Annotated in this window: 19 protein-coding genes; 5 read left to right on the forward strand and 14 right to left on the reverse strand. The window is 71.1% G+C overall.

Annotated elements, in window-relative coordinates; genetic code table 11:
• Nucleotides 1-155 precede the first annotated feature (155 nt).
• Genes HNQ61_RS26210 through HNQ61_RS26245 form a run of 8 tightly spaced genes read right to left on the reverse strand, consistent with a single transcriptional unit; the run spans nt 156 to nt 10,178 of the window.
• The gene (locus tag HNQ61_RS26210; RefSeq protein WP_170035549.1) at nt 156-1,763 is read right to left on the reverse strand and encodes an ATP-binding response regulator; all 1,608 of its coding nucleotides are present in this window, start codon (nt 1,761-1,763) and stop codon (nt 156-158) included.
• Nucleotides 1,763-2,815, reverse strand: coding sequence for a chemotaxis-specific protein-glutamate methyltransferase CheB (locus HNQ61_RS26215; protein WP_170035550.1), 1,053 nt, complete (start codon nt 2,813-2,815; stop codon nt 1,763-1,765). Before HNQ61_RS26215 ends, HNQ61_RS26210 begins: the two co-directional genes overlap by 1 nt.
• Complete coding sequence (locus HNQ61_RS26220; RefSeq protein ID WP_170035551.1) at nt 2,812-3,657, reverse strand: CheR family methyltransferase; 846 nt, start codon at nt 3,655-3,657, stop codon at nt 2,812-2,814. Before HNQ61_RS26220 ends, HNQ61_RS26215 begins: the two co-directional genes overlap by 4 nt.
• A complete protein-coding gene (locus tag HNQ61_RS26225; RefSeq protein ID WP_170035552.1) occupies nt 3,657-5,543 on the reverse strand; it encodes a HEAT repeat domain-containing protein in 1,887 nt (628 codons plus the stop codon). The genes HNQ61_RS26220 and HNQ61_RS26225 overlap by 1 nt, the downstream gene beginning before the upstream one ends.
• On the reverse strand, nt 5,536-7,515 hold the full coding sequence (locus HNQ61_RS26230) for a methyl-accepting chemotaxis protein (RefSeq protein ID WP_170035553.1): 1,980 nt from the start codon (nt 7,513-7,515) through the stop codon (nt 5,536-5,538). The genes HNQ61_RS26225 and HNQ61_RS26230 overlap by 8 nt, the downstream gene beginning before the upstream one ends.
• Nucleotides 7,512-7,934, reverse strand: a complete 423-nt coding sequence (locus HNQ61_RS26235; protein ID WP_170030554.1) for a chemotaxis protein CheW — start codon at nt 7,932-7,934, stop codon at nt 7,512-7,514. The genes HNQ61_RS26230 and HNQ61_RS26235 overlap by 4 nt, the downstream gene beginning before the upstream one ends.
• A complete protein-coding gene (locus HNQ61_RS26240) occupies nt 7,931-8,320 on the reverse strand; it encodes a response regulator (protein WP_205761654.1) in 390 nt (129 codons plus the stop codon). Before HNQ61_RS26240 ends, HNQ61_RS26235 begins: the two co-directional genes overlap by 4 nt.
• The gene (locus HNQ61_RS26245; RefSeq protein WP_170035554.1) at nt 8,310-10,178 is read right to left on the reverse strand and encodes a chemotaxis protein CheA; all 1,869 of its coding nucleotides are present in this window, start codon (nt 10,176-10,178) and stop codon (nt 8,310-8,312) included. Before HNQ61_RS26245 ends, HNQ61_RS26240 begins: the two co-directional genes overlap by 11 nt.
• 283 nt (nt 10,179-10,461) lie before the next feature.
• On the opposite strand from HNQ61_RS26245, the gene HNQ61_RS26250 reads away from it, so the two are divergent.
• The 3 genes from HNQ61_RS26250 to HNQ61_RS26260 all read left to right on the forward strand — a co-directional run bounded on the left by HNQ61_RS26250 (nt 10,462) and on the right by HNQ61_RS26260 (nt 12,882).
• The gene (locus HNQ61_RS26250; RefSeq protein ID WP_170035555.1) at nt 10,462-10,818 is read left to right on the forward strand and encodes a hypothetical protein; all 357 of its coding nucleotides are present in this window, start codon (nt 10,462-10,464) and stop codon (nt 10,816-10,818) included.
• A gap of 1,205 nt (nt 10,819-12,023) precedes the next feature.
• A complete protein-coding gene (locus HNQ61_RS26255) occupies nt 12,024-12,389 on the forward strand; it encodes an ArsR/SmtB family transcription factor (RefSeq protein WP_170035556.1) in 366 nt (121 codons plus the stop codon).
• Entirely contained in the window at nt 12,367-12,882 is a 516-nt protein-coding gene (locus HNQ61_RS26260; protein WP_170035557.1) for an SRPBCC domain-containing protein, read from the forward strand. Before HNQ61_RS26255 ends, HNQ61_RS26260 begins: the two co-directional genes overlap by 23 nt.
• A 146-nt stretch (nt 12,883-13,028) precedes the next feature.
• On the opposite strand, the gene phoU is transcribed toward HNQ61_RS26260, so the two are convergent.
• From phoU to pstS, 5 genes are all read right to left on the reverse strand, one after another.
• Entirely contained in the window at nt 13,029-13,718 is a 690-nt protein-coding gene (gene phoU / locus HNQ61_RS26265; protein WP_170035558.1) for a phosphate signaling complex protein PhoU, read from the reverse strand.
• Nucleotides 13,715-14,539: a phosphate ABC transporter ATP-binding protein PstB gene (gene pstB, locus HNQ61_RS26270; RefSeq protein ID WP_420816093.1), complete on the reverse strand. Its 825-nt coding sequence runs from the start codon at nt 14,537-14,539 to the stop codon at nt 13,715-13,717. Before pstB ends, phoU begins: the two co-directional genes overlap by 4 nt.
• Before the next feature lie 53 nt (nt 14,540-14,592).
• Nucleotides 14,593-15,459, reverse strand: a complete 867-nt coding sequence (gene pstA, locus HNQ61_RS26275) for a phosphate ABC transporter permease PstA (RefSeq protein ID WP_221305285.1) — start codon at nt 15,457-15,459, stop codon at nt 14,593-14,595.
• Complete coding sequence (gene pstC, locus HNQ61_RS26280) at nt 15,456-16,451, reverse strand: phosphate ABC transporter permease subunit PstC (protein WP_170035559.1); 996 nt, start codon at nt 16,449-16,451, stop codon at nt 15,456-15,458. The genes pstA and pstC overlap by 4 nt, the downstream gene beginning before the upstream one ends.
• Nucleotides 16,452-17,025: 574 nt before the next feature.
• A complete protein-coding gene (pstS, locus tag HNQ61_RS26285; protein ID WP_170035560.1) occupies nt 17,026-18,126 on the reverse strand; it encodes a phosphate ABC transporter substrate-binding protein PstS in 1,101 nt (366 codons plus the stop codon).
• 225 nt (nt 18,127-18,351) lie between these two features.
• On the opposite strand from pstS, the gene HNQ61_RS26290 reads away from it, so the two are divergent.
• Together HNQ61_RS26290 and HNQ61_RS26295 are read left to right on the forward strand one after the other, a co-directional pair.
• Nucleotides 18,352-18,963, forward strand: a complete 612-nt coding sequence (locus HNQ61_RS26290) for a DUF47 family protein (RefSeq protein ID WP_170035561.1) — start codon at nt 18,352-18,354, stop codon at nt 18,961-18,963.
• A gap of 4 nt (nt 18,964-18,967) precedes the next feature.
• The gene (locus tag HNQ61_RS26295; protein ID WP_170035562.1) at nt 18,968-20,005 is read left to right on the forward strand and encodes an inorganic phosphate transporter; all 1,038 of its coding nucleotides are present in this window, start codon (nt 18,968-18,970) and stop codon (nt 20,003-20,005) included.
• Between the two features lie 1,050 nt (nt 20,006-21,055).
• Here HNQ61_RS26295 and HNQ61_RS26300 read toward each other — a convergent pair.
• The gene (locus tag HNQ61_RS26300; protein ID WP_183685854.1) at nt 21,056-21,649 is read right to left on the reverse strand and encodes a hypothetical protein; all 594 of its coding nucleotides are present in this window, start codon (nt 21,647-21,649) and stop codon (nt 21,056-21,058) included.
• Nucleotides 21,650-21,668 lie beyond the last annotated feature (19 nt).

The following is a 21,668-nucleotide window of genomic DNA, read 5'->3' on the forward strand; positions in this document are numbered from 1 at the left end:
TTTCCGACGCCTTTGATCGAGGCTGAGGAGACGGCGCGCTCCACTGTAAAGATCCCCCACAGGCGAGTGCCTGTGGGGGATCTTTGTCTTTCAGCGGGAAAAGCTCGTCCGGCTGCTGGACGGCTCTTCCACGGTGTGACGGAGGTCCGGCACGATCAGGAGGCCGGTACCGGCGCCTCCGCAGCGGGGACCGGCGCGCGGGCCAGCGGCAGGCGCAGGGTAAAGACGGAGCCCTCGCCCGGCGTGCTGCGCACGTTCAGGCTGCCGCCCAGCAGCTCCGCCAGGCGCCGCGAGATGGGCAGGCCCAGCCCCGTGCCGCCGCGCCCCGCCGCCCCGCGCGTCTGCTCGAACTCCTGAAACACGCGCTCCTGGTCTTCCAGCGCGATGCCGGGGCCCGTGTCTTCCACCCGCACCTCGGCCCAGGTGCCATAGCGGCTCAGCACCAGCCGCACGCTCCCCACGTCGGTGAACTTGACCGCGTTGCTCAGCAGGTTCAGCACGATCTGCCGCAGCCGGCCCGGATCGGTGACGGCCACGATGTCGTCGTCCATCCGCAGCAGCAGGTCCAGCTTCTTGTCGCGCGCCTGCAGCTCCACCGTGGACGACACCTCGCGCAGCAGCGACCCCAGCGACGTGGGCTCGGGAAAGATCTCCAGCTTGCCCGCTTCCAGCTTGCTGATGTCGAGCACGTCGTTCACCAGCTCCAGCAGGTGCCGGCCGCTGCGCACCACCCGCTCCAGCGCGCCGGACTGCTTGGGCTCCAGCGAGCCGTACACCCCTTCACGCAGCAGGTCGCTGTAGCCCAGGATCGCGTTGATGGGCGTGCGCAGTTCGTGGCTCATGGACGCAAAGAAGCGCGATCGCTCCGTCATGGCCCGTTCCAGCGCGCCGGCCTGCTCTTCCAGCGTGCGCGCCTGCTGGCGCGTCTGCGCGTGCAGCACCGCGTTGTCCAGCGCGAGCGTGGCCTGCCGCCCCAGCAGCGCCAGCAGCGCCAGATCCTCTTCGCCGAACGGGGCCCCGTCCCGCCGGAACGCGGCCAGCACCGCCGGCCCGCCCGTGGACCGCGTCACGCACACGCCCGCGCCGGTGGCAAAGGGGTGCGGCCAGTCTTCCACCGCGCCATCGAACGCGATCGCGGGCGCGTTGGGCCCGCACGAAAGCCGGTCCAGCACCAGGTCCACCAGCACGAACCAGCGCGGGTCCAGCGTGGGAATGCCGTGCGACGCGCGCACCTCCGTCATCGCCGTGTCGCCGGGAAGCGTCAGCAGCACGTCGTCCGCGCGAAAGGTGCGCGCCACCTGCTCGGCCACGCCGTCCGCCAGCGCCTGCAGCTCCCCCGACTCCAGCGCCAGCCCCGACACGCGCGCCACGGACGAAAGCTCGTCGTACCCGCGCTTGATGCGCGCCATGACCCCCACGCGCGCCAGCAGCTCGGCGCGGCTGCACCCCTTGTTGAGAAAGTCGTACGCGCCCAGCTCCAGCCCGCGCACCAGCAGCTCGTCCGTGGGCGCCTGCGCGGTCAGCAGCAGAATGGGGATGGGGGCGGTGGAGGCGTTCTGCTTCAACCGCTCCACCACCTCGAACCCGTCCATCCCCGGCATCTGCACGTCCAGCACGATGACGTCGGGGCAGCCGGAGGTGGCGGACTCGATCCCCTCCGGCCCGGACGCGGCCGTCTGCACCGAGTGCCCCGCCGAGTTGAGGATCGCGGCCACCGTCATCCGCGACACCTTCTGATCGTCCACCACCAGTACCTGTGCCATCACTCCGCTCCCACGATGGCGGCCAGAACGCCGGCGACCTCGTCCAGCGCAAGGTCACGCTCGGCGGCGCCGCGGGCCGCGGCGGGCATGCCGTTGATCACCGCCGTCCGCGCGCTTTCCACGAAGGTGCGGCCTCCCGCGGCGCGGATCCCCTCCAGCCCCGCCGCGCCGTCGCTTCCCATTCCCGTCAGCACCACCCCCACCGAGGCGGCCCCCGCCACCCGCGCCACCGACCGGAAGAGCAGGTCCACGCTGGGCTTGTGCAGCTGGCCGGGATCGTCGAACACGTGCACCGTCAGCGCGCCCCCCGTGCGCCGCAGCTCCATCTGCCGCCCGCCGGGGGCAATGAGCACGCAGCCGGGGAGCACCGCGTCGCCGTCGCGCGCCTCGCTCACCCGCAGCGGCGAGCGCTTGTCCAGCCGCTCGGAAAGCGTTTCGGTAAAGCCCGCCGGCATGTGCTGCGCGACCACCACGGCGGCCGCGAACCCGGCGGGAAGGGCGGGAATCAGCTCCGCCAGCGCGCGCGGGCCCCCGGTGGAGGTACCGATCGCCACCACCTCGTACCGCCCCGGATGGGCGGGCGCCGGGGCGCTGTCCACCGCCCGCGCCGCGCGGCCGGACTCCGCCGGTGCGCGCAGCGGATCGGTGCGCGCCTTGAGCACGGCCCACACCTTTTCGCGCAGCACGGGGGCGAGCGCATGAATGTCCATGGACGAAGCCGCACCCCCCTTGTCCAGAAAGTCCACCGCGCCGTGCTCCAGCGCGCGCAGCGTGATCTCCGCCCCGTCGCGCGTGTGCGAGCTGAGGAGGAGGACGGGCGTGGGGCACTCGCGCATGATGCGTTCGAGCGCGGCCACGCCGTCCATCCCCGGCATTTCCACGTCCATGATGACCAGGTCCGGGCGCAGGTCGCGCACCTGCTGCACCGCTTCCTCCCCGTCGCGCGCGAAGCCGACGACGGAAACGCCCGCCAGCGGCGCCAGCATGCGCTCCGTGGCCCGGCGTACGAAGGCGCTGTCATCCACCAGCAGGACCCGCGCGGGCTGCGTCACGCGTCCCCTTCCGGCCGGCGATAGAAGAGCGCGCCCGGGCGGCGCTCCAGGTTGAACGGAACCGGAACCTGGCGCAGGCTTTCGGCGTGCCCCAGGAACAGGTATCCGCCGGGGGCCAGCGCCTCCCACAGGCCGCGCGCGGCACGAAGCACGGCGTCGGCGTCAAAGTAGATCATCACGTTCCGGCACAGGATCAGGTGCTGGGGAGGCAGACCGCGCCACCAGTCGTTCTGCACCAGGTTGGCGGGGCGAAAGCGCACCGGCTCCCGCACCGCGGGCTTCACGGACCACTGTTCGGCGCCCTGCTTTTCAAAAAAGCGCGCCCGCCACGCGGCGCCGGTTCCGCGAAAGGCGTGCTCGCCGTATACCCCGGCCTCCGCCCGCCCGAGCGCGGCGGGGTCCACGTCCACCCCGGTCACCCGCAGCGCGCCCGGGGCGGTGAAGACGCCCGCCTCCGCCGCCAGGATGGACAGGGTGTACGCTTCTTCCCCCGTGGAGCAGGCGGCGCTCAGCAGCCGCGCCTGCCCGCCCGCGCCCAGCTGCTGCCGCAGGGCGGGAAAGACCTCGTCGCGAATGACCTCCAGGCTTCCCTGCTCGCGGCAGAAGTAGCTTTCGTTGTTGGTCAGGTGCGGCACCAGCAGCGCACGCTCCGCCTCGCGCTCCGGGTGAAAGCGGAGGTGGAAGAGGAGGGCGTCGAAGCTGTCCAGCCCCAGCGCGGCGCGGCGCGGCTCCAGCCGCGTGCGCAGGATTTCGCGCCGCTCCGGGCCCCAGCGGTGGCCCAGCTCCTCGCGCAGCCATTCCGTCCACAAGCGGAACTCGTCGTCCAGCAGGGGAACCGGCATCAGCCCTCACCCAGCGCGCGCGCCGCGGCCTGCCGCACCAGCGGATCGCTGTCGCACGCGCGCACCTCGCGCAGGGCGGAAAGGGCTTCCGGCGCGTCCACCCGGGCCAGGGTGCGCGCCGCGGCCAGGCGCACGCGCCAGTCCGGATCCGCCAGCGCCCGCACCAGCCGCTCCGCCGCGCCCGGCGGGGCGATCTTCCGCAGCGCGATGGCCGCCACCCGCCGCAGGTCTCGGTCGCCGGACTCCATCCGCGCCGTCACCGCCTCCGTCCCCCGCGGATCGCCCAGCTCGCCCAGCGCGGCGAGGGCGGCCGCCTCCACGCCGGGATCGTCCGTGCCGCCGAGCACGCGCAGCAGGGCGTCCACCGCTTCCGGCGCACCCGTGCGGCCCAGCGCGCGCACGGCGGCGAATCGCGCCCCCGGGTCTCCGCCCTCCGCCAGCTCCGCCAGCGGGGGAACGGCGGCCGCGCCGCCGGTGGTGGCCAGCGCGGCGGCCAGGGCGCGCAGGGTGGCCGGGTCCCGTTCCCGCCGCAGGGCGGCGGTCACCAGGGCGAGCGCGTCCGGCCGGGAGCAGCGCGCGATTCCCTCCGCCGCCGCGCGGCGCGTGTCCGCAGACTCGTCCGCCAGCAGGGGAAGGAGCAGGTCGCACGCGTCCCCCGGGAAGCGGCCCAGGGCCAGCGCCGCGCCGGTCCGGCGCGCGGGGTCCGCCAGCGCCGAGGCTACGACTTCGCGCCCCTCCGCCCCGGGAAGGGCGCGGGCCAGCGACTCCGCCGCCGTGGCGCGCACCTCCGCGTCGTCATCCCCCAGCAGCGCCGCCACCGCCTCCGCCGACGCGCGGTCCGGCAGGGCGGGAAGGGCGGCCAGCAGCTCCGCCCGCGCTCCCGCGTCCGCTCCGTGCAGGCGGGGAAGGAGGACGGCGAGGGCCACGTCCGGCGGCAGGAGGCCGAGCGCGCCGGCCGCCGCGGGCCCGCGCTCCGGCTCGCCCAGCGCGTCGCCCAGGAGCGCGGCGGCCGTTTCCGTCCCCGCGATGCCCAGCAGGACGGCGGCGCGCGAGTCGCCCGTGTCGTCCGCGCGGAACTGCTCCACCAGCCGCGCCTCGTCCGCCCGCGCGGCCTGCCGCAGCCACTCCGGCGGCGGCGGGGGGGAAGAGGGGATGAGCCCCGCCGCCGCCTGCAGCACCGCCGCGCGCAGCTCCTCGTCCCCCGACTCCGCGGCGGTGCGGAGCGCGTCCATGGCGGCGGGATCGCCCAGTTCGCCGATGGCTTCCACCGCGGCGCCGGCCAGCATGGGGTCCGCCACGGCGGCCGCCAGCGCGGGGAGCGCGCGCGCCGCGCCGATGCGCCCCAGCGCGAACACCGCCGCCAGCGCCCGCCAGGGATCGCCCCCCGCGGTCACGGCGGCCAGCGCGTCCACGGAGCGCGGGTCGCCCAGGGAGCCCAGCGCGTCCGCGGCGGCCGCGGCCACGTTGGCGTCCTCGTCCACCAGCGCCGCCTCCAGCGCGGCGCGGGCGCCCGGGTTCTGCGACTCGCCCAGCGCCGAAGCCGCCAGCAGCCGCACGTCTCCGTCCGGGTCGTGCCGCGTCAGCCGGTCCAGCATGCGCAGCGCGCCGGGAAGCGCGCCGGGGGCGGACATGGCCGCCAGCAGCGAGCGAGCGGCGTTGCGGCGCCCCGCGTCGCCCCCGTCGCGCAGCGCCGCCTCCAGCGCGGGAAGAAGGAGGCGGGCGTTGCGCAGCCGGGGCGTGGAGGCCAGGGCGCGCTCGCGCACCCAGGGGCGCTCGTCCGCCGCGGTGGCCAGGGCGCGCGCGGCGGCCCCCTCCGCGTCGCCCGCGGCCAGGAGGTCGGCCACGGGGTCGGGGGCGCGGCGGTCGGACGGGGAGCGCTCAGACACGGAAGCGGCTCACCAGCTCGGTCAGCCGGGCGGCCTGCCCCGACACGTCTTCGGCCGCGCGCTGCGCTTCGCGCACGGAGGTCTGCGCCGCGCGGGCGCCCTGCGCGATGTTTTCGGTGGCGCGCAGGATCATTTCGCCGCCCCGCTTCTGCTCCGCCGTGGCCGCGAAGACTTCCTGCGTCTGCTGGTTCATGTTTTCCGTGGCCTGCACGATCTGGCGGCTGGCGATGGACTGCTCGCGGGTGGCGATCCTCACCTCTTCCGTCACGCGCTGGATGTGCTGCGTGGCCTGCTGCGCCTGCTGCGCCGCCAGGATCTGCTGCCCGGTGGCGAGCGAAACCTCCTGCATCAGCTGGCTGGTGCGCGCCGACGCATCCACGATGCGTTCCAGCGCCCGCGACGCCCCCTCCGCCAGGGTGATTCCCTGCTGCGTCCGCTCCGCCAGCGAGCCGCTGCTTTCCACCGCCGCGTCCACGCCGCTGCGGACGGAGCGCACCGTCTGGTTGATCTCGCGCGCCGAATCCACCGAGCGCTCGGCCAGGCGGCGGATCTCCTGCGCCACCACCGCGAAGCCGCGCCCGTGCTCGCCCGCGCGGGCCGCCTCGATGGCCGCGTTCAGCGCCAGCAGGTTGGTCTGGTCGGCGATGTCCTCGATGGTCTGCGAAATCTGCCCCACCGACTCGCCCTGCCCGCCCAGCACCCGCATCCGCTCGGTGAGGCGGTTGACCTCGTCGTGAATGCGGCGCATTCCGTCCACCGTCTGTCCCACCGTCTCGCCTCCGGTCGTGGCGGCGATTTCCGCCTCGGAGGCGATGCGGCGCGTTTCGTCCACGTGGCGCCCCACCTGCTGGATGCTGGCGGCCATCTCCTCGATGGTGGCCGACGTTTCTTCCACCGCGGAGCCCAGCGTGTCGGCGCTGCCGGCGGTGTGTTCGATGGACTGCCCCATCTCGGCGATGGAACTGGAAGTCTGCTCCACCGACGCGGCCAGCGACTCGGCGCTGGAGGCCACGCGGGTGATCTGCGCGGCGATCTCCTCCATCGAGGTGGACGTCTGCTCGGTGGCGGCCACCTGGTCGTCGATGGTCGCCGCCAGCCGCTGCGAGCTGGCGGCGATCTGCTCGGCGGCGGCGGCGGTCTGCAGCGCGGCGGTGTTCACGCCGCCCACCGCGCCGCGCAGGTCGCCCGACATGCGGTTGAGCGTGGTGGTCAGCTGCCCCAGTTCGTCCGTGCTCCCGGCGTGGGCCTGCCCCGTCAGGTCGCCCTCCGCCACGCCGCTGGCAAAGGCGACGGCGTCCTGCAGCGGGCGGCTGATGCGGTTGGCCAGCAGCCACGCGGCTCCCAGCGCCATGATGATCCCCAGCACCGTAAGCCCCACCGCGGTGTCGCGGGCCTGCGAAGTGGCCTTGCGCACGTCCGCGCGGCGTTCGGCGGAAAGCTCCAGCGCGCGGTCGTCAAAGCGGCCCAGCATGGCGCGGGCGCGGCCGGCGCCGCGCCGGCCCACCCCGCTCTGGACAAAGCGTACGATGGAATCGATCCCCGGGCCGCCAGGGCGCAGCGTGGCGCGCCGCAGCGCGATTCCCGGCACGGCGACGGTGTCCACCCACGCCTGCGAAAACTGCACGGTGGAATCCAGCCGGGCGTGCTGCGTGGTGTCGCGCACGTAGAACTGGGCGCTGTCCAGGTGCAGCTTCACCCGCTGGTCGGCCTCGGCGTACATGGTCAGCGCCGTGTCCTGGCCGCTGAGCAGAAAGTCGCGAAAGGCCAGCGTGCGGTCGCTGATGGCCACGTCCAGCTCCGCCGCCTCGCGCTGCACCCGCTCGGCGCGCTCGGACTCCTGGTCCAGTGCGCGGATGCGCATGCCCTGGGCGGCGACCGCGGCCGCGATGATGATCATCAGCAGCAGCACGGGCGCGAACCCCAGCAGGATCTTGTTGCGCACGCCCATGTTGTCGAACCACGAACTGTTCATGTCGCCTCTTCGCCCAGGACTCGTTCCAGGTGCAGCAGCGCCACGCGCCGTCCCGGCGCGGGCGCGGACACGCCGGCCAGCCATCCGGCCGGCAGCGCCGCCTCCGCTTCGGCGGGCGGGGCGGACTCGCCGTCCTCCGCCTCCGCCAGCCCCACCACGCGGTCCACCAGCAGTCCCACCGCTTCGCGGCCGCGCCCCCACACCACCACCAGCCGCCCGTCGCTGGCCACGGGCGCCATGCCCAGCCGCGCGCCCAGGTCCATGACCGCCAGCACCGTTCCGCGCACCTGCGCCACCCCCAGGATCCCCGGCGGGGGGGCGGGAACGCGGGTGAGCGGCGGCGGGCGCAGCACCTCGCGCACGCGGTCGGCGGGAATACCGAACTCCGCCCCGCCCGCGTGCACGGCCAGCACGCTCACGCCGCGGCCCCGCCCAGGTGGGCCTCCAGCGCGGCCAGCAGCTCCGGCGGGGTCCACGGCTTGGGCAGAAAGCCGTTGGCGCCGCTGGCGCGGGCGGACTCGCGGTCCGCCTCCGTGGCCTCGGTGGAGCACACCAGCACGGGAACCTCCGTCATCCCCAGTTCGCCGCGAAGGCGCCGGATGAACTCCAGGCCGTCCATGGCGGGCATGTTGATGTCCACCACCAGCCCGTCCAGCGCCGGCTCGCGCGCGGCGGCGTCCAGCCCCTGCGCGCCGTCCGGCGCGAACGCCAGCTCGTACCGGCCGCCGAGTACCATGCGGTACATCCGCACCATCATGGGGCTGTCTTCCACCACCAGCAGCCGCCTGCGCCGTTCATCCGCCACCCGCTCCTCCGCGGTACAGGTCCACGTTCATCTGCAGCATGTGTTCAGGGTCAAGCAGAAGCACCACCCGGCCGCCCGCGTCCACCACCGCGCCCGACACGCCCCGCGGGCTGCCCAGCGCGGCGGGAAGGGCGCGCACGGTGGCCGAGTCCTGCGCCAAAAGCCGGTCGGCGCCCAGCGCCGCCGCCCGCGTTCCGCGGCGAAGCACCAGCACGTACGCCGGGTCCGGCGCGGCATCCCAGCCAAAGACGCGCTCCACGCGGATCAGCGGCAGGGCCTCGTCGCGCACGGGCACCGTTTCCGCGGCGCCCACCTGGCCCGGGGGGCCGGCGCGCAGCGTTTCCTCCACGTCCAGCGCGGGGATGGCCAGCGTCTGCCCGGCGGCGTGAAAGAAGAGGACGGGAACCATGGCCACCGTCAGCGGAAGCTGCAGCACGAAGCGGGTGCCGCCCTCGTCGCCGTCTTCCACCCACACCTGGCCGCGCATACGCGACACGGCGGCGCGCACCACGTCCAGCCCCACGCCGCGCCCGCTGATTTCGTCCGCCTCGCGCCGCGTGCTGAAGCCGGGGCGGAACAGCAGTTCATCCACCTCTTCTGGGGATGGATCGTCCGTGGCCAGCAGCCCCAGTTCGCGCCCGCGCTGCTCGATGAAGGCGCGGTTCAGCCCGCGGCCGTCGTCTTCCACCTCGATGCGCACGCGGTCGCCTTCCTGCGCCGCGGACAGGCGGATGACGGCCGCTTCCGGCTTGCCCGCCGCGCGGCGCTCGTCCGGCGTTTCCACCCCGTGGTCCACCGCGTTGCGGACCAGATGGAGGAGCGGGTCCAGCAGCGCGTCGGCGGTCGCCTTGTCCAGCTCCGTGCCCTCGCCCGCCAGCTCCACGCGGACGCGTTTGCCGCGCTCGCGGGCCAGGTCGGCGGCCAGCGCGGGAAAGCGGCTGAAGACGCGCTCCACGGCCACCAGGCGCAGCGAGGTGGCGGAGCGGCGCACGGTGCCCGCGATCCCCTCCAGCGTCTCGACGTGCTCGCCCATCCCCCGGCGCAGTCCCGCGGCCTGCAGCGCGTCCGCGTGGCCCGCCGCCCAGGTGCGCAGGCTTTCCACTGCGCGCACCAGGTCGTCCACCTGGCTCAGCAGCGGGTCCAGCCGGTCGAACGGAATGCGGATGGTTTCCTCGCGCACCCCGGTCCACTCCGGCGCCAGGACCGGCGCGGCGGGCACGACCGCGGACGCGGGAGGCGGAACGGCGGGCGCCCCGGCATTGGTCGCATCTTCCGCGAGGGCAGCGGCTTCGGCCGATGCGGGCGCCGGCGTGACCGCGGGCGCCTGGGGATCGTCATCGGGATGGATGGCGTCCGCTGCCACGGGATCAGCGGCGGATTCCGGCTCTCCGGGTCCATCGTCCGCGGCGGGGGCGGCGAGCGCGTCCGTCAGTTCGGCGCGAAGGACGGGGAGCGGCGCGAATCCGTCTTCCTGTGTGGGGGAGCCGGCCACTTCCAGCGCGCGGCGCAGCGCGGAGCCGGAGCGCTGCAGCACGTCCAGCGGCAGGGAGGCGAGCGAGGCGGCGCCCTTGAACGCATCCTCCACCGTGTGCACCAGCTCCTGCAGCGGGCGCAGGCCGAGCATGGCCGCGTTGCCCTTGAGCGTGTGCAGCGCGCGCATGAGCTCGGCGCGGTCCTCCGCGGCGAGCGCGGTGCCGGCTTCCGCCTGAGCCAGCGCCTCGTCGAGCCGCGCCAGCTGGGCGCGGCCCTCGTCGCGAAAGTCGCCGAAGAGTTCGGAAAGATCCAGCAGGTCCGACAGTCTGTCCTGCTCCGGTCGCTGGTGTGGGCCGCGCGTGGGTAAGCAAGGATCGCTATGCAAAGTCGCGACCAGTCCCCGCAGATCGTGCGGTCCGTCGCGCCCGGGACGTTCCCGGCCGCACAACGCGGAGCTTCGTTCGCTTGTCATCCTGAGCGCCGTGGTTTCGGCCTGCGCCGCGTCCGGTCAGGCCGGGCGGTGACGGGGAAGGGGAGGGTGATGGACCGGCTGCCGCCACGGGATGGCGGGCGTGATCGTGGAGCGCATGTTCGCCCCGCGTAACGGCACTGGTTGTGCGCCGGAGGGGCGGGGGATGCGGGGACCAGTCAACACCGGGACGAGCGGAATGGAACCGAAGGTCGACGTGCTGGACGGCGATGCGCCGGAAGACCTGGTACGCGAGTGGCGCGCGTTCGTGGACGAGTGCACCGCGGGGTATCCGTGGAACCTGTACGATTACCACAACGACCTCGCCGTGCGCGACCGGCTGGAAGACTGCCTCAAGGCGGGCTGCCTTCCGGAGGGCGTCGTGCGCGACGTGCTGAAGCTGGACGCGCAGTTCCGCGAGATGCTTCAGCCGGGCATCGCGGTGGGGCCCGCGACGGATCCGTGGTGGCACCGCGGCGTTCCCCAGTACGCCGGCCCCGAGCTGGCCGAGGGGCTGCACGAGTGGTTTTCCGCGCCGGTCGAGGTGCGCGACTAGTTTCTCGGTTGATGGCGATGCGCAGAGGGCGGCTCCCGCGCGGGGAGCCGCCCTTTTCGCGTCGGCCGGCCATCCAACGGCCGTTTCACACGGAGGCCACGGAGGATGCACGGAGGGCACGGAGGAACAGCAAAACGGACTGGATCACGCAGAGCAGCAGAGGAGCAGAGAGAATAGATAAAGACCGGCATCACACAGAGTCAACAGAGTACAGAATCTTTACTGTTAGCTCCGTTGACTCTGTGTGATATCCTTCTGTTGTGTCTTTCTCTGCTGCTCTGCTGCTCTGCGTGATGGATATTCTGTCAGACGGCTTCAACGAAGGGCGGATGGGCGGCGCGCCTGATCCTCCGCGGCTCGGAAGCATGGTCCGAAGTCGGCGGGACCGGTGCGCTGGCCGAGGACGACATCATCAGGCAGAGACACGGCTGCATCGCCTCGTCCGCCTGACCATCCCCGCCCGCTGAGACGCCCGTCGCGAATCTCGAAGCGTGACACGTATCCCGCGTCCGCGGATTGGTCCAGCAGAACCGCGATGGAATCCCCTTCCATGCTCCAACGCGTCAGGCCGACCGGAGTCGAGCCCGCGTACCCGGGGAACGAATCATCCCTGTCCAGAACAAAGCAGGCATTCAGCGCTTCCCCCCAGCCCTCGGAGTTCATCAGCAGGAACGTGTGGCTGTCGAAGTACTCCAGAGCCGAACGCGGAACGGAAGACAGTGGCAACGGACGACCATCCAGAACGAGGGTTCCGCGAACCGCTGCGCTGGACGAGTCCGTGCACGCCCCGCTGCAGATCGAAACGGAGTACGTACCCGATACGCCTGCCCCGATCGCCTGTTTCTGGCGCGGCCTCCCGCTGGCGCATGCCGAACAGAACATCAGGAGTCCACTGATGATAACCGGCAGGAGTCTGGTTCCGGCGGGGAATCTCAACATCAAATCATCCCTGTCCAGCGTCGTCCGTGCGGATCTGCATGCCCCGGCCACACTGTACGATTTTCGATTCCGCAAATCAAGTATGAACACCAAAGGGTCGCACGGTGCGCGTCCGGGGTGGCGGCCATTCCTTGCCGCACTCACGCTCCGTGACCTCCGTGCATCCTCCGTGACCTCCGTGTGAAACGGCTGTTGGATCGCCGGCGCACCGATTCTCTCGGCCACCCCTTGCATGCCGCGGCGGCTCGCGTTACATACTATACCATGTGGTTCAGTATATGAAGATCAGACTCGATACTTCGTTTGCCGCGCTCTCGGACCCCACGCGGCGTGGCGTTCTGGAGCAGCTCGGGCGAGCCGACGCTTCGATCACGGAGCTCGCCGAGCGGTTCCACATGACGCTCACGGGCATGAAGAAGCACGTGGGCATCCTGGAGCAGGCGGGGCTCGTCATCACGGAGAAGATCGGGCGGGTGCGGACGTGCCGCCTCGGCCCGCGCCGGCTGGAGGAGGAGACGGCGTGGCTGGAGGCATACCGCCAGCGCTGGGACCAACGCTTCGACGAACTGGACAGGGTTGTCGAGGAACTTACTCGAAAGGAGAACGGTGATGAACGCAGAAACGGAACGTAGCCCCGGCGCCGCGAAGAACCGCACCACGGTGGAACGGACGTCGGACCGCGAGGTGGTGGTCACGCGGACCATCAACGGCCCGGCGCGCATCGTGTTCGAGGCATTTACCCGGGCCGAACTGTTCAGGCGCTGGTGGGTGCCCCAGTCGATGGGAATGACCCTGCTGTCCTGCGAAGTGGATGCACGTGTCGGCGGCAAGTACCGGCTGGTATTCGACTTCGATCCCGAGCCCGTTGCGTTTTTCGGCACCTATGTCGAAGTGGAGCCGCATTCGCGCCTGGCGTGGACCAATGAAGAGGGTGGCGAGGGCGAGTCTGTCACCACGGTGACCTTCGAGGAAAAGGACGGCAGGACCTTGGTGGTTCTGCGGGAAACCCATCCCTCCAAGGAAGCGCTCGACGCCGCCGGGACCGGAGCCGCCGAAGCACTGATCGAAACCTTCGATCAGCTGGACGAGCTTCTCGTCGCCCTGGGCGAGAGTTCGGGGCAGTAATACGCTTTTCCCCCGTGCCCTCCGTGCCCTCCGTGCATCCTCCGTGACCTCCGTGTGAAACGGCAGTTGGACAGGCAGGCAGACGCGAAAAGGGCGGCCTTCCGCACGGAAAGCCGCCCCCGCTCCATCCAGCCACCCGCGACAAGTCAGCGCATGTCGTGGCCCAGGCTGGAGTTGTGCTTGATGTTGCGCCCTTCCACCAGGAACACCACGTCCTCCGCGATGTTGGTGGCCAGGTCCCCGATGCGCTCCAGGTTGCGGCTCACCAGGAACAGCGACATCGACGCGCCGATGCGCCGCGGATCCTCCATCATGTGCGTCAGCAGAATGCGGAACAGCGAGTTGTGCAGCCCGTCCACGCGGTCGTCGCGGCGGCACACCTCGCGCGCGCCCTCCGCGTCCGCGCGCACGAAGGTGTCCAGCGCGTCGCTCAGCATTTCCGTCGCCAGGCGCCCCATCTCCTCGATCTCCGGAAACTCCAGGTAGACGGGATGGTCCGCCAGGTGCCGCACCGCCTCGGCGATGTTGACCGCGTGGTCGCCCACCCGCTCCAGGTCGTTGCTGATCTTCATCGCCATGGTGATCAGCCGGAGGTCGCGCGCCATGGGCTGCTGCAGCGCGAGAAGGTGGATGCACATGTCGTCGATCATCACCTCCATGGCGTCCAGGTCGTTGTCCCGCCGGATGACCTCCTGCGCCAGGTCCGCGTCGCGCTGGCGCAGCGCCATCATCGACCGGGCGACCAGTTCCTCCGCCAGGCCGGACATGTCCAGCAGCTGGCTCTTGAGCCGCGCCAGTTCCTCGTGAAAGTGGCGAACGCCGCTGACCGGGCTCATCCAAACCTCCCCGTGATGTACGCTTCGGTGCGCTCTTCGCGCGGGTTGGTGAACAGGGCCTGCGTGCGCCCCATCTCCACCAGCGCGCCCATGTAGAAGAAGGCCGTGAAGTCCGACACGCGCGCCGCCTGCTGCATGTTGTGCGTCACGATGACGATGGTGTAATGGTCCTTGAGCTCGTACACCAGCTCCTCGATCTTCTGCGTGGCGATGGGGTCCAGCGCGCTGGCCGGTTCGTCCATCAGCAGCACCTCCGGCTGCACGGCCAGTGCCCGCGCAATGCACAGCCGCTGCTGCTGCCCGCCGCTCAGCCCCAGCGCGCTGCGGTCCAGCCGGTCGCTCACCTCGTCCCACAGCGCCGCCTGCTTCAGCGACCGCTCCACGATCTCGTCCAGCGCGCGGCGCCCCTTCGCCAGCCCGTTCACCCGCGCGCCATACGCCACGTTCTCGTAGATGCTCTTGGGGAACGGGTTGCTCTTCTGAAACACCATCCCCACCCGCTTGCGCAGCTGCACCACGTCCAGCCCGGTGCGGTACACGCTTTCCCCGCGCAGCGTGATGTCGCCGTCGTGGCGCGTTCCGGGAATCAGGTCGTTCATGCGGTTGATGGACCGCAGAAAGGTGCTCTTGCCGCAGCCGCTGGGCCCGATGAAGGCGGTCACCCGCTTTTCCGGGATCTCCAGCGTGATGTCGTTGAGCGCGCGCGTGCCGCCGTACCAGAAGCTGAAGTCGTCCGCGCGGATGGCGGTCTCCGTGGCGGCCTGCGATCCCGCGCGGGCGGCGGGGGGAACGGGCGCGTGCGTCATGGCGGCGTTCTGCATGGGTGCGGCCGGCGCGGTGGGCTGCGGCGCGGCCGTGCGGATTTCGTTCATGGTCAGCGGCTCCGGAAGGGGCTGCGGATGAGAAAGCGGGCCACCAGGTTCATCGCCAGCACCAGCCCGATCAGCAGCAGCGACGCGGCCCACGCCTGCCGGTGCTGGTCTTCGAACGGACTGATTGCGTACTGAAAGATCTGCACGGGAAGCGCGGCGATGGGCTGGTCAAGCCGGGCGCTCCAGAACGGGTTTCCGAACGCGGTAAACAGCAGCGGCGCCGTTTCCCCCGCGATGCGGGCCAGCGCGACGAGCACGCCGGTGAGAATGCCGCTGCGCGCGGCGGGAAGCACCACGCCCAGCGTCGTCCGCCAGCGCGTAAAGCCAAGCGCCAGCGCGCCTTCCTTGAGCTCCTTGGGGACGAGGCGCACCATCTCCTCCGTGGTGCGCGTCACCATGGGGATGAGCATCAGCGCCAGGGCGACGCCGCCGGCAAAGGCGGTGAATCCCCCCATCGCCACCACCACCCACGCCCACACGAAGATGCCGATGACGATGGACGGAATGCCGTTCATCACGTCCGTCACGAAGCGGATGCCGTTGGCCAGCCGCCCGCCCTCCGCCTCGGCGAGGAAGATCCCGGCGCCGATCGCCACCGGGAGCCCCATCAGCGCGGCCAGGCCCACCAGCAGCGCCGTCCCCAGCACGCCGTTCCCCACGCCGCCGCCGGGCTGGCCGACGGGCGCGGGCACGCTGGTGAAGAAGGCCAGGTTCATGGACCCCAGCCCCGCGCGCAGCAGGTGAAAAAAGATGAGCAGCAGGGGAATGACGGTCAGCAGCGCGGCCACGCCCGTCATCGCCAGCCAGAACGCGCTCATGGCGCGGCGGCGGCGGTCGCGCGGCGTGGACCCCATCCGTTCCGCGCTCACCGGCCCCCCCGCAGGCGGACGCGCCAGACCAGGAACCGGGCGACGGAATTGACGATGATGGTAATGCCGAACAGCAGCAGCGCGATGCTCATCAGCGCCGCCAGGTGCATGTCGTCCGACGCTTCGGCGAACTCGTTGGCCAGGACGCTCGCCATCGTCGCCGCGGGGGCAAAGAGGCTGGACGCGACCTCCGGCCGGTTTCCGATGACCATCGTGATCGCCATCGTCTCCCCCAGCGCGCGGCCCAGCCCCAGGATGATGGCGCCGATGATCCCCGGCACGGCGTAGGGGACCACGATCTGCCACGTCATCTCCCACCGCGTGGCGCCGAGCGCGAGGGCGGCTTCGCGCTGCGCCACGGGGACGGCCGCCAGCACCTCTCGCGACACGGCCGAGACGAACGGGACGATCATGATGGCGAGGATGACGCCGCCGGCCAGGATGCTGCTGCCGTACGCCGGCCCCGCGAACAGGCCGATGGACTTGCCGATGCTGTTGGCCAGCGGCTCCTGGATGCTGGAGCGCAGCCAGGGAACGAGGACGAAGATGGCCCACAGTCCGTAGACCACGCTGGGGATGGCGGCCAGCAGCTCCGTGCCGAACTGGATGGGCGCAGCCAGCCAGCGCGGCGCCAGTTCCGTCAGAAAGATGGCGAGGCCCACGGAGAGGGGGACGGCGATCAGCAGCGCCAGCAGCGACGACGCCATCGTCCCGAAGATGAAGGGAAGGGCGCCGAACTCGCCGGAAACCGGGTCCCACCGCGTCCCGGTGATGAACGCCGCTCCGAATGCGCGTACCGCCGGCCACGCCGCGCCGCCCACGCGGATGACGATGAGGGCAAAGAGGATGGGGATGGACAGCCCGAACGCGCCGATGGTGAGCGCGTAGGTGCGGTCGGATAGGTTGCCCTGCGCGTAGCCGGGAAGCAGCCGCGCGTAGAAGGGAGGAGCGGCGCCCGCCAGCGCGCCGGCCTGCTCAGGTACGGGTTGCATCCGATGCCGTCATGGTTGCCGTTACAAACGCGGGCCAGCGGCGACGAGCATTCGTGGCCGTGGCTCCGCGTTCGTGGTGTCCTCGTCGTGTCCGTCTCCCAGCTTTCCGGCGGCCCACCCCCGGCGAGAGCGAATGAATCCGCCGCTCAAACAGCGGGAACCCCCGACACACCGCCCACAGGCGCCGGTGGTATCTCGGCGTGTTCCTGGCTCCGACGCCGCTGATGCTGTCCTGAGCGAATGAATCCGCCGCTCAAACCGCGGGAACCCCCGACCCGGCGCTATTCGCGCCCCGTTCGGGGCTTCAACCGCCTCGCGCCATCCGCGCCGATGCCCGCCCTCGCGCTGAGGTCTCCCTTTCTCCCGCGGAGCGGGGGAGAGGGCCGGGGAGAGGGGGCCCCTTCCGGCCGCGCGGCACCGTCCGAAACGCACCGCCCCGCCGTTCTCCCCTCTCCGTGCGGCAGTTTGCACGGGGAGGGGCCTCCCCGCCGCCCGTGCCTCACCCGGCGTTCCGCTCCGATCTACTGCCCCGTCTCAAGACCTTCAGCCCCTCGGCCCGTCCGTTCCTCCGCCCTCAGCCGTTCCCCACCGGCTCCCGCGCGGCCCCGCACGTCACCGCCGCCAGCTTCCGCAGCACCGGCACGCGCACCGCCTCCGGAAGCGGCGCGTAGTGCAGTTCGCGCGCGTATCCGCCGCCTTCCGTAAGCGACCAGCGCATTAGCGCGGCGATGGACCGCGCCGTGCGGCAGTCCTCCATGTGCGGGGGAAGCAGCAGGTACGTCCACGAGGCGAGCGGATACGTCGCCGCGCCGGGCAGGTTGACGAGCGACAGGCGCAGATCCGGGTGCTGCTGGATGAGCGGGCCCAGGTTCTCCGCCGCGGCGGCCGTGGCCTCCACCGTGGGCTGCACGAACTGCCCGGCCGCGTTGCGCAGCGACGCCGTCGCCAGGCCGCCCTCGCGCGCATAGGCGAGTTCCACGTAGCCCACCGCGCCGGGGGTCTGCTTCACCTGCCCCGTGACGCCCTCGTTGCCCTTGCCGCCCAGCCCGCGGGGCCAGCGCACGCTCTTGCCCGCGCCCACGGCCCGCTTCCACTCCGGGCTGACGGCGGCCAGGTATTCGGTGAAGATGTACGTGGTCCCGCTTCCGTCCGTGCGGTAGACGGGAATGACGTCCGTGGCGGGAAGGGTGACGCCGGGGTTGAGCGCGGCGATGGCGGGGTCGTTCCACCGGGTGATGCGGCCGCCGAAGATGCCGGCCAGCGCGGGGCCGTCCAGCCGCAGCGGCTGCGCCATGCGGGGAAGGTTGTAGGCCACGGTGACGGCGCCCATCACCGTGGGCAGGTGCACCATCCCCGGCGCCTTGGCCAGCTCCTCGTCCGTCATGGGCGCGTCGCTGGCACCGAAGTCCACCGTGCCCTCCGTCACCTGGCGGATGCCGCCGCCGGAGCCGATGGGCTGGTAGTTCACGCGGACGGGGTGCCCCTTGGCGTACTCCGCGAACCAGCGGTCGTACACGGGGCGGGGAAACGAGGCTCCCGCGCCGATGAGCGTGGTGGTGCCGCCTGCGTGCCCGCCCTGGGCCCTGCGCTTCATCTCGGCGGGGCTGGCGCCGCCCCCGCCGCCGCACGCGGCCAGCACCGCCACCGCCAGCACCCCACAGATCACTTGCTTCATCCGCTACGCCTTGCTCCGCTCGGGATCCCTCAGGGGACACGGCGAACCTATCCGAGTCTTGTAACGCAGCCGTAACGGTTGTAACATCCCGCGGTAAACAGCCCCTTCAGCGGTTTTCACCGTGCACGCGGGGCCGTAGTATTCCGTCCAGATGACGCGACCACGGCCGGGACCGGCCGCTCGCGCCGTCGCTGTGCACATTCATCCGACATTCCGGAGGACTCCGTGGGGCTGATTCCGCGCGACGAGAAGTTCTTTCCCATGTTCAACGACGTCGCCCGGCTGCTGTGCGAGTGCGCGGACCTGGTGGCCCGCATCTTTGCCGATCCGTCGCAGCTCAACGCGCTGGCGGTGGAGGTCAAGGACCGGGAGCACCAGGCCGACCAGATCACGCACGACGTCATCGTGCGCATCGACCGCAGCTTCGTGACGCCGCTGGACCGTGAGGACATCCACCTGCTCACCTCGCGGCTGGACGACGTCATCGACCTGCTGGACGGCACCGTGCGCCGCTGCCAGATGTTTCACATCACCGCCGCCCCGCCGTACGCGGCGCAGCTGGCCGACGTGCTGAAGCGCGCCGCCAACCGCATCGAGACGGCCGTGCGCAGCATGAAGAAGCCCAAGAGCATGCTGGAGCACACCCTGGCGCTCAAGGCGCTGGAGGAAGAGGGCGACGCCATCTACGCGCAGGCCGTGGGCGACCTGTTCAGCGGCACCCCCGATCCGCTGCACGTCATCAAGTGGATGGAGCTGTTCGACAAGCTGGAAGAAGCCATCGACCAGTGCGACGACGTGGCGAACGTGCTGGAAAGCATCGCCCTTAAGAACGGTTGAGGCCGTGGTCACCTACGTCGTTCTGATCGTCGTCGTCGCCTTTGCGTTCGACTTCATCAACGGGTTCCACGATTCGGCCAATTCCATCGCCACGGTGGTGGGCACGCGGGTGCTGAGCCCCGTGGCCGCCGTGCTGTGGGCCGCGTTCTTCAACTTCGTCGCCCTCTTCACGGTGGGCACCGCGGTGGCCAAGGCCATCGGCAAGGGGATGATCAACCTGGACGTGGTCACCCCCACGGTCATCCTGGGCGGACTGACGGGCGCCATCATCTGGAACCTGATCACCTGGTTCTACGGCCTGCCCAGCAGCTCGTCGCACGCGCTGATCGGCGGGTACGCGGGTTCGGCGGTGGCGGCGGCGGGGATGGGCGCCATCGAGTGGGGCACCAAGTGGATCCAGACGCTGGCCTTCATCGTCCTGTCGCCGCTGATCGGCATGGCGCTGGGGTACGGGCTGATGGTGGCGGTGCTGTGGATCTTTCACCGCACCGCGCGCGGCAAGGTGGACCGCTTCTTCCGCGTGGCGCAGCTGGCCAGCTCCGGCCTGTTCTCGCTGGCGCACGGCGCCAACGACGCGCAGAAGACCATGGGCATCATCGTTTCGCTGCTGGTGTCTGTGAACCACGTGTTCGCGCAGGAAACGGGGTTCTTTCGCCACATGTACGTGCGTAACGCCGACCACATTCCGTTCTGGGTGGAGCTGTGCGCCTACACCGCGCTCAGCACCGGAACGCTGTTTGGCGGATGGCGGATCGTGCACACCATGGGATCGCGCATCACGCGGCTGCGGCCCGTGGGCGGGTTCTGCGCGGAAACGGGCGGCGCGCTGAGCATTCTGCTGGCGACGGGCTTCGGCATTCCCGTCAGCACCACGCACACCATCACCGGCTCCATCGTGGGCGTGGGCGCCACGACGCGGCTTTCGGCGGTGCGGTGGGGCGTGGCGGGGCGGATCGTGTGGGCGTGGGTGCTCACCATTCCCGCCGCGGCGATCATGGCGGCGATCAGCTACGTGCTGCTGAGCTTCATCGCCCCCATCTGACGCGGCTGGACGGATTCGGCGGGAGCGATTCGCCGCCGGGCCGCGGCCTGGGTTTGCATGAGAGACAGTCACGGGTGCGGAACTGCCGGCCGCGTGACGTGAGTTGTGGATGGACAAAGCCCCGCCCGGCGTTCGCGCCGGGCGGGGCTTTCTTCTTTTTCTCTCGCGTGCCGGGCCGCTCAGCGCTCGCTGGGGACGAAGCCGGTACGTTCGCGGTCGGGGCAGACGAACAGGTCGTCTTCGGAAATCCCGTGCGCTGCGATCGTGGTCTGCATTTTCAGAAATCCTGCGTGCTGCGTGAAGATTGGATCGTTGGTCTGATGATGAGGATGCGCGGGCGGCGTATCGCGGCGCCCGCGGCCGTGCAACGGACCAGCAAAGACATGCGGATGGATTGCGCAACGGCCGGGCCACGCGGGAAACAGGGCGAAAGTACGGAAGTACGGAAGTACGGAAGTACGAGAGTACGAGAGTACGAGAGTACGAGAGTACGGCGGCGGATTCCGGCGTGATGAGCGGAGTTCGCGGGCGGCCCCCACCCGGGCCGGCACCACCGGCCCACCCTCCCCCAAAAAAGACTGGGGGAGGGTTGTTGGCGGGGACGGGGCATCCATTGAAAGCGGCCGAGCTGGGTGCGGCCGCGAGTATCTGGAGCGAATGTATCCGCCGCGCCAACAGCAGAAAGCCCCGACACGACGCCCACAGGCGCCGTTCGGGGCTTCAACTGCATTGGACGCGCGACGAACCCGCCGCCGCTGTCCGCGGAGGCGGACTTCGTGTATTTCGAGGCGCGGTTTCAACCGTCGGACGACGTGTCGCCGCCGCGAGCCGAACCAAGCATCCGCGCCGGGCTGGGGTGTGCTCCCTCTCCCACATCCGTTCGTGGGAGAGGGTCGTCGTGCGCAGCACGCGGGGTGAGGGCCCCAGCCCGCCGCCGCGCACCCAATCACGTTCCTCCACCGAACTGCTCCATCTCGCGCGGAGCAGTGGAATCTCCTCGCCGTCTTCTCTCCGCGGCTCTGTGCCTCTGTGTGAGACCTTTTTTTCTCGTTACAGGTCGTTGGCGTACGACACAAACTTGTAGGCACCGCCGTGCTCCCAGATCCCGCCAAAGACGGGCACCGGCGCCGTCTCGCCTCGCACCCGCAGCGTGCACCCGCTCCACACGCGGTCCGTGCCCTGTCGCTCCTCGCGCGCGCACGCCCATCCCTGCGCGCCCACGACGTCCTTGCCGCCAAAGCGGTCCATCAGCCGGCGGAAGCCGCGCTCGCTCTGCTGCGAAAGCTGCAGCCACATGATCTCCGGCGGCAGCTCGTACGGCGGCAGCGACTGCGGAGAGCCGGCGTAGAAGAAGTGCGCGAACTCGCCCTGGTCCATCACCATCCCCGCCAGCGCCGCCGTGTCTCCACGGGCGACGGCGGAGGCGAAGCGCGCCACCAGCGTGTCCGCCGAGGGAGCGGGAAGGCCGCGCAGGCCGGCCGGCGCGGGGCCGCTCTGCGCCTGGAACGCGCGGATGGCCTGTTCGCGCGGGCGGGCGCTGTCCACCACCGCGGGAGTGGCCTCCGGCGCGGCGTCCGCGTCCGCATCGGACGAGCCGCAGGCGGCGGCCAGGGCGAGGAGGGCGAGCGGGAGATATCGGTGCACGATGGTCATCATCGACGGA

Source organism: Longimicrobium terrae (assembly GCF_014202995.1).
Classification (GTDB): Bacteria; Gemmatimonadota; Gemmatimonadetes; order Longimicrobiales; family Longimicrobiaceae; genus Longimicrobium; species Longimicrobium terrae.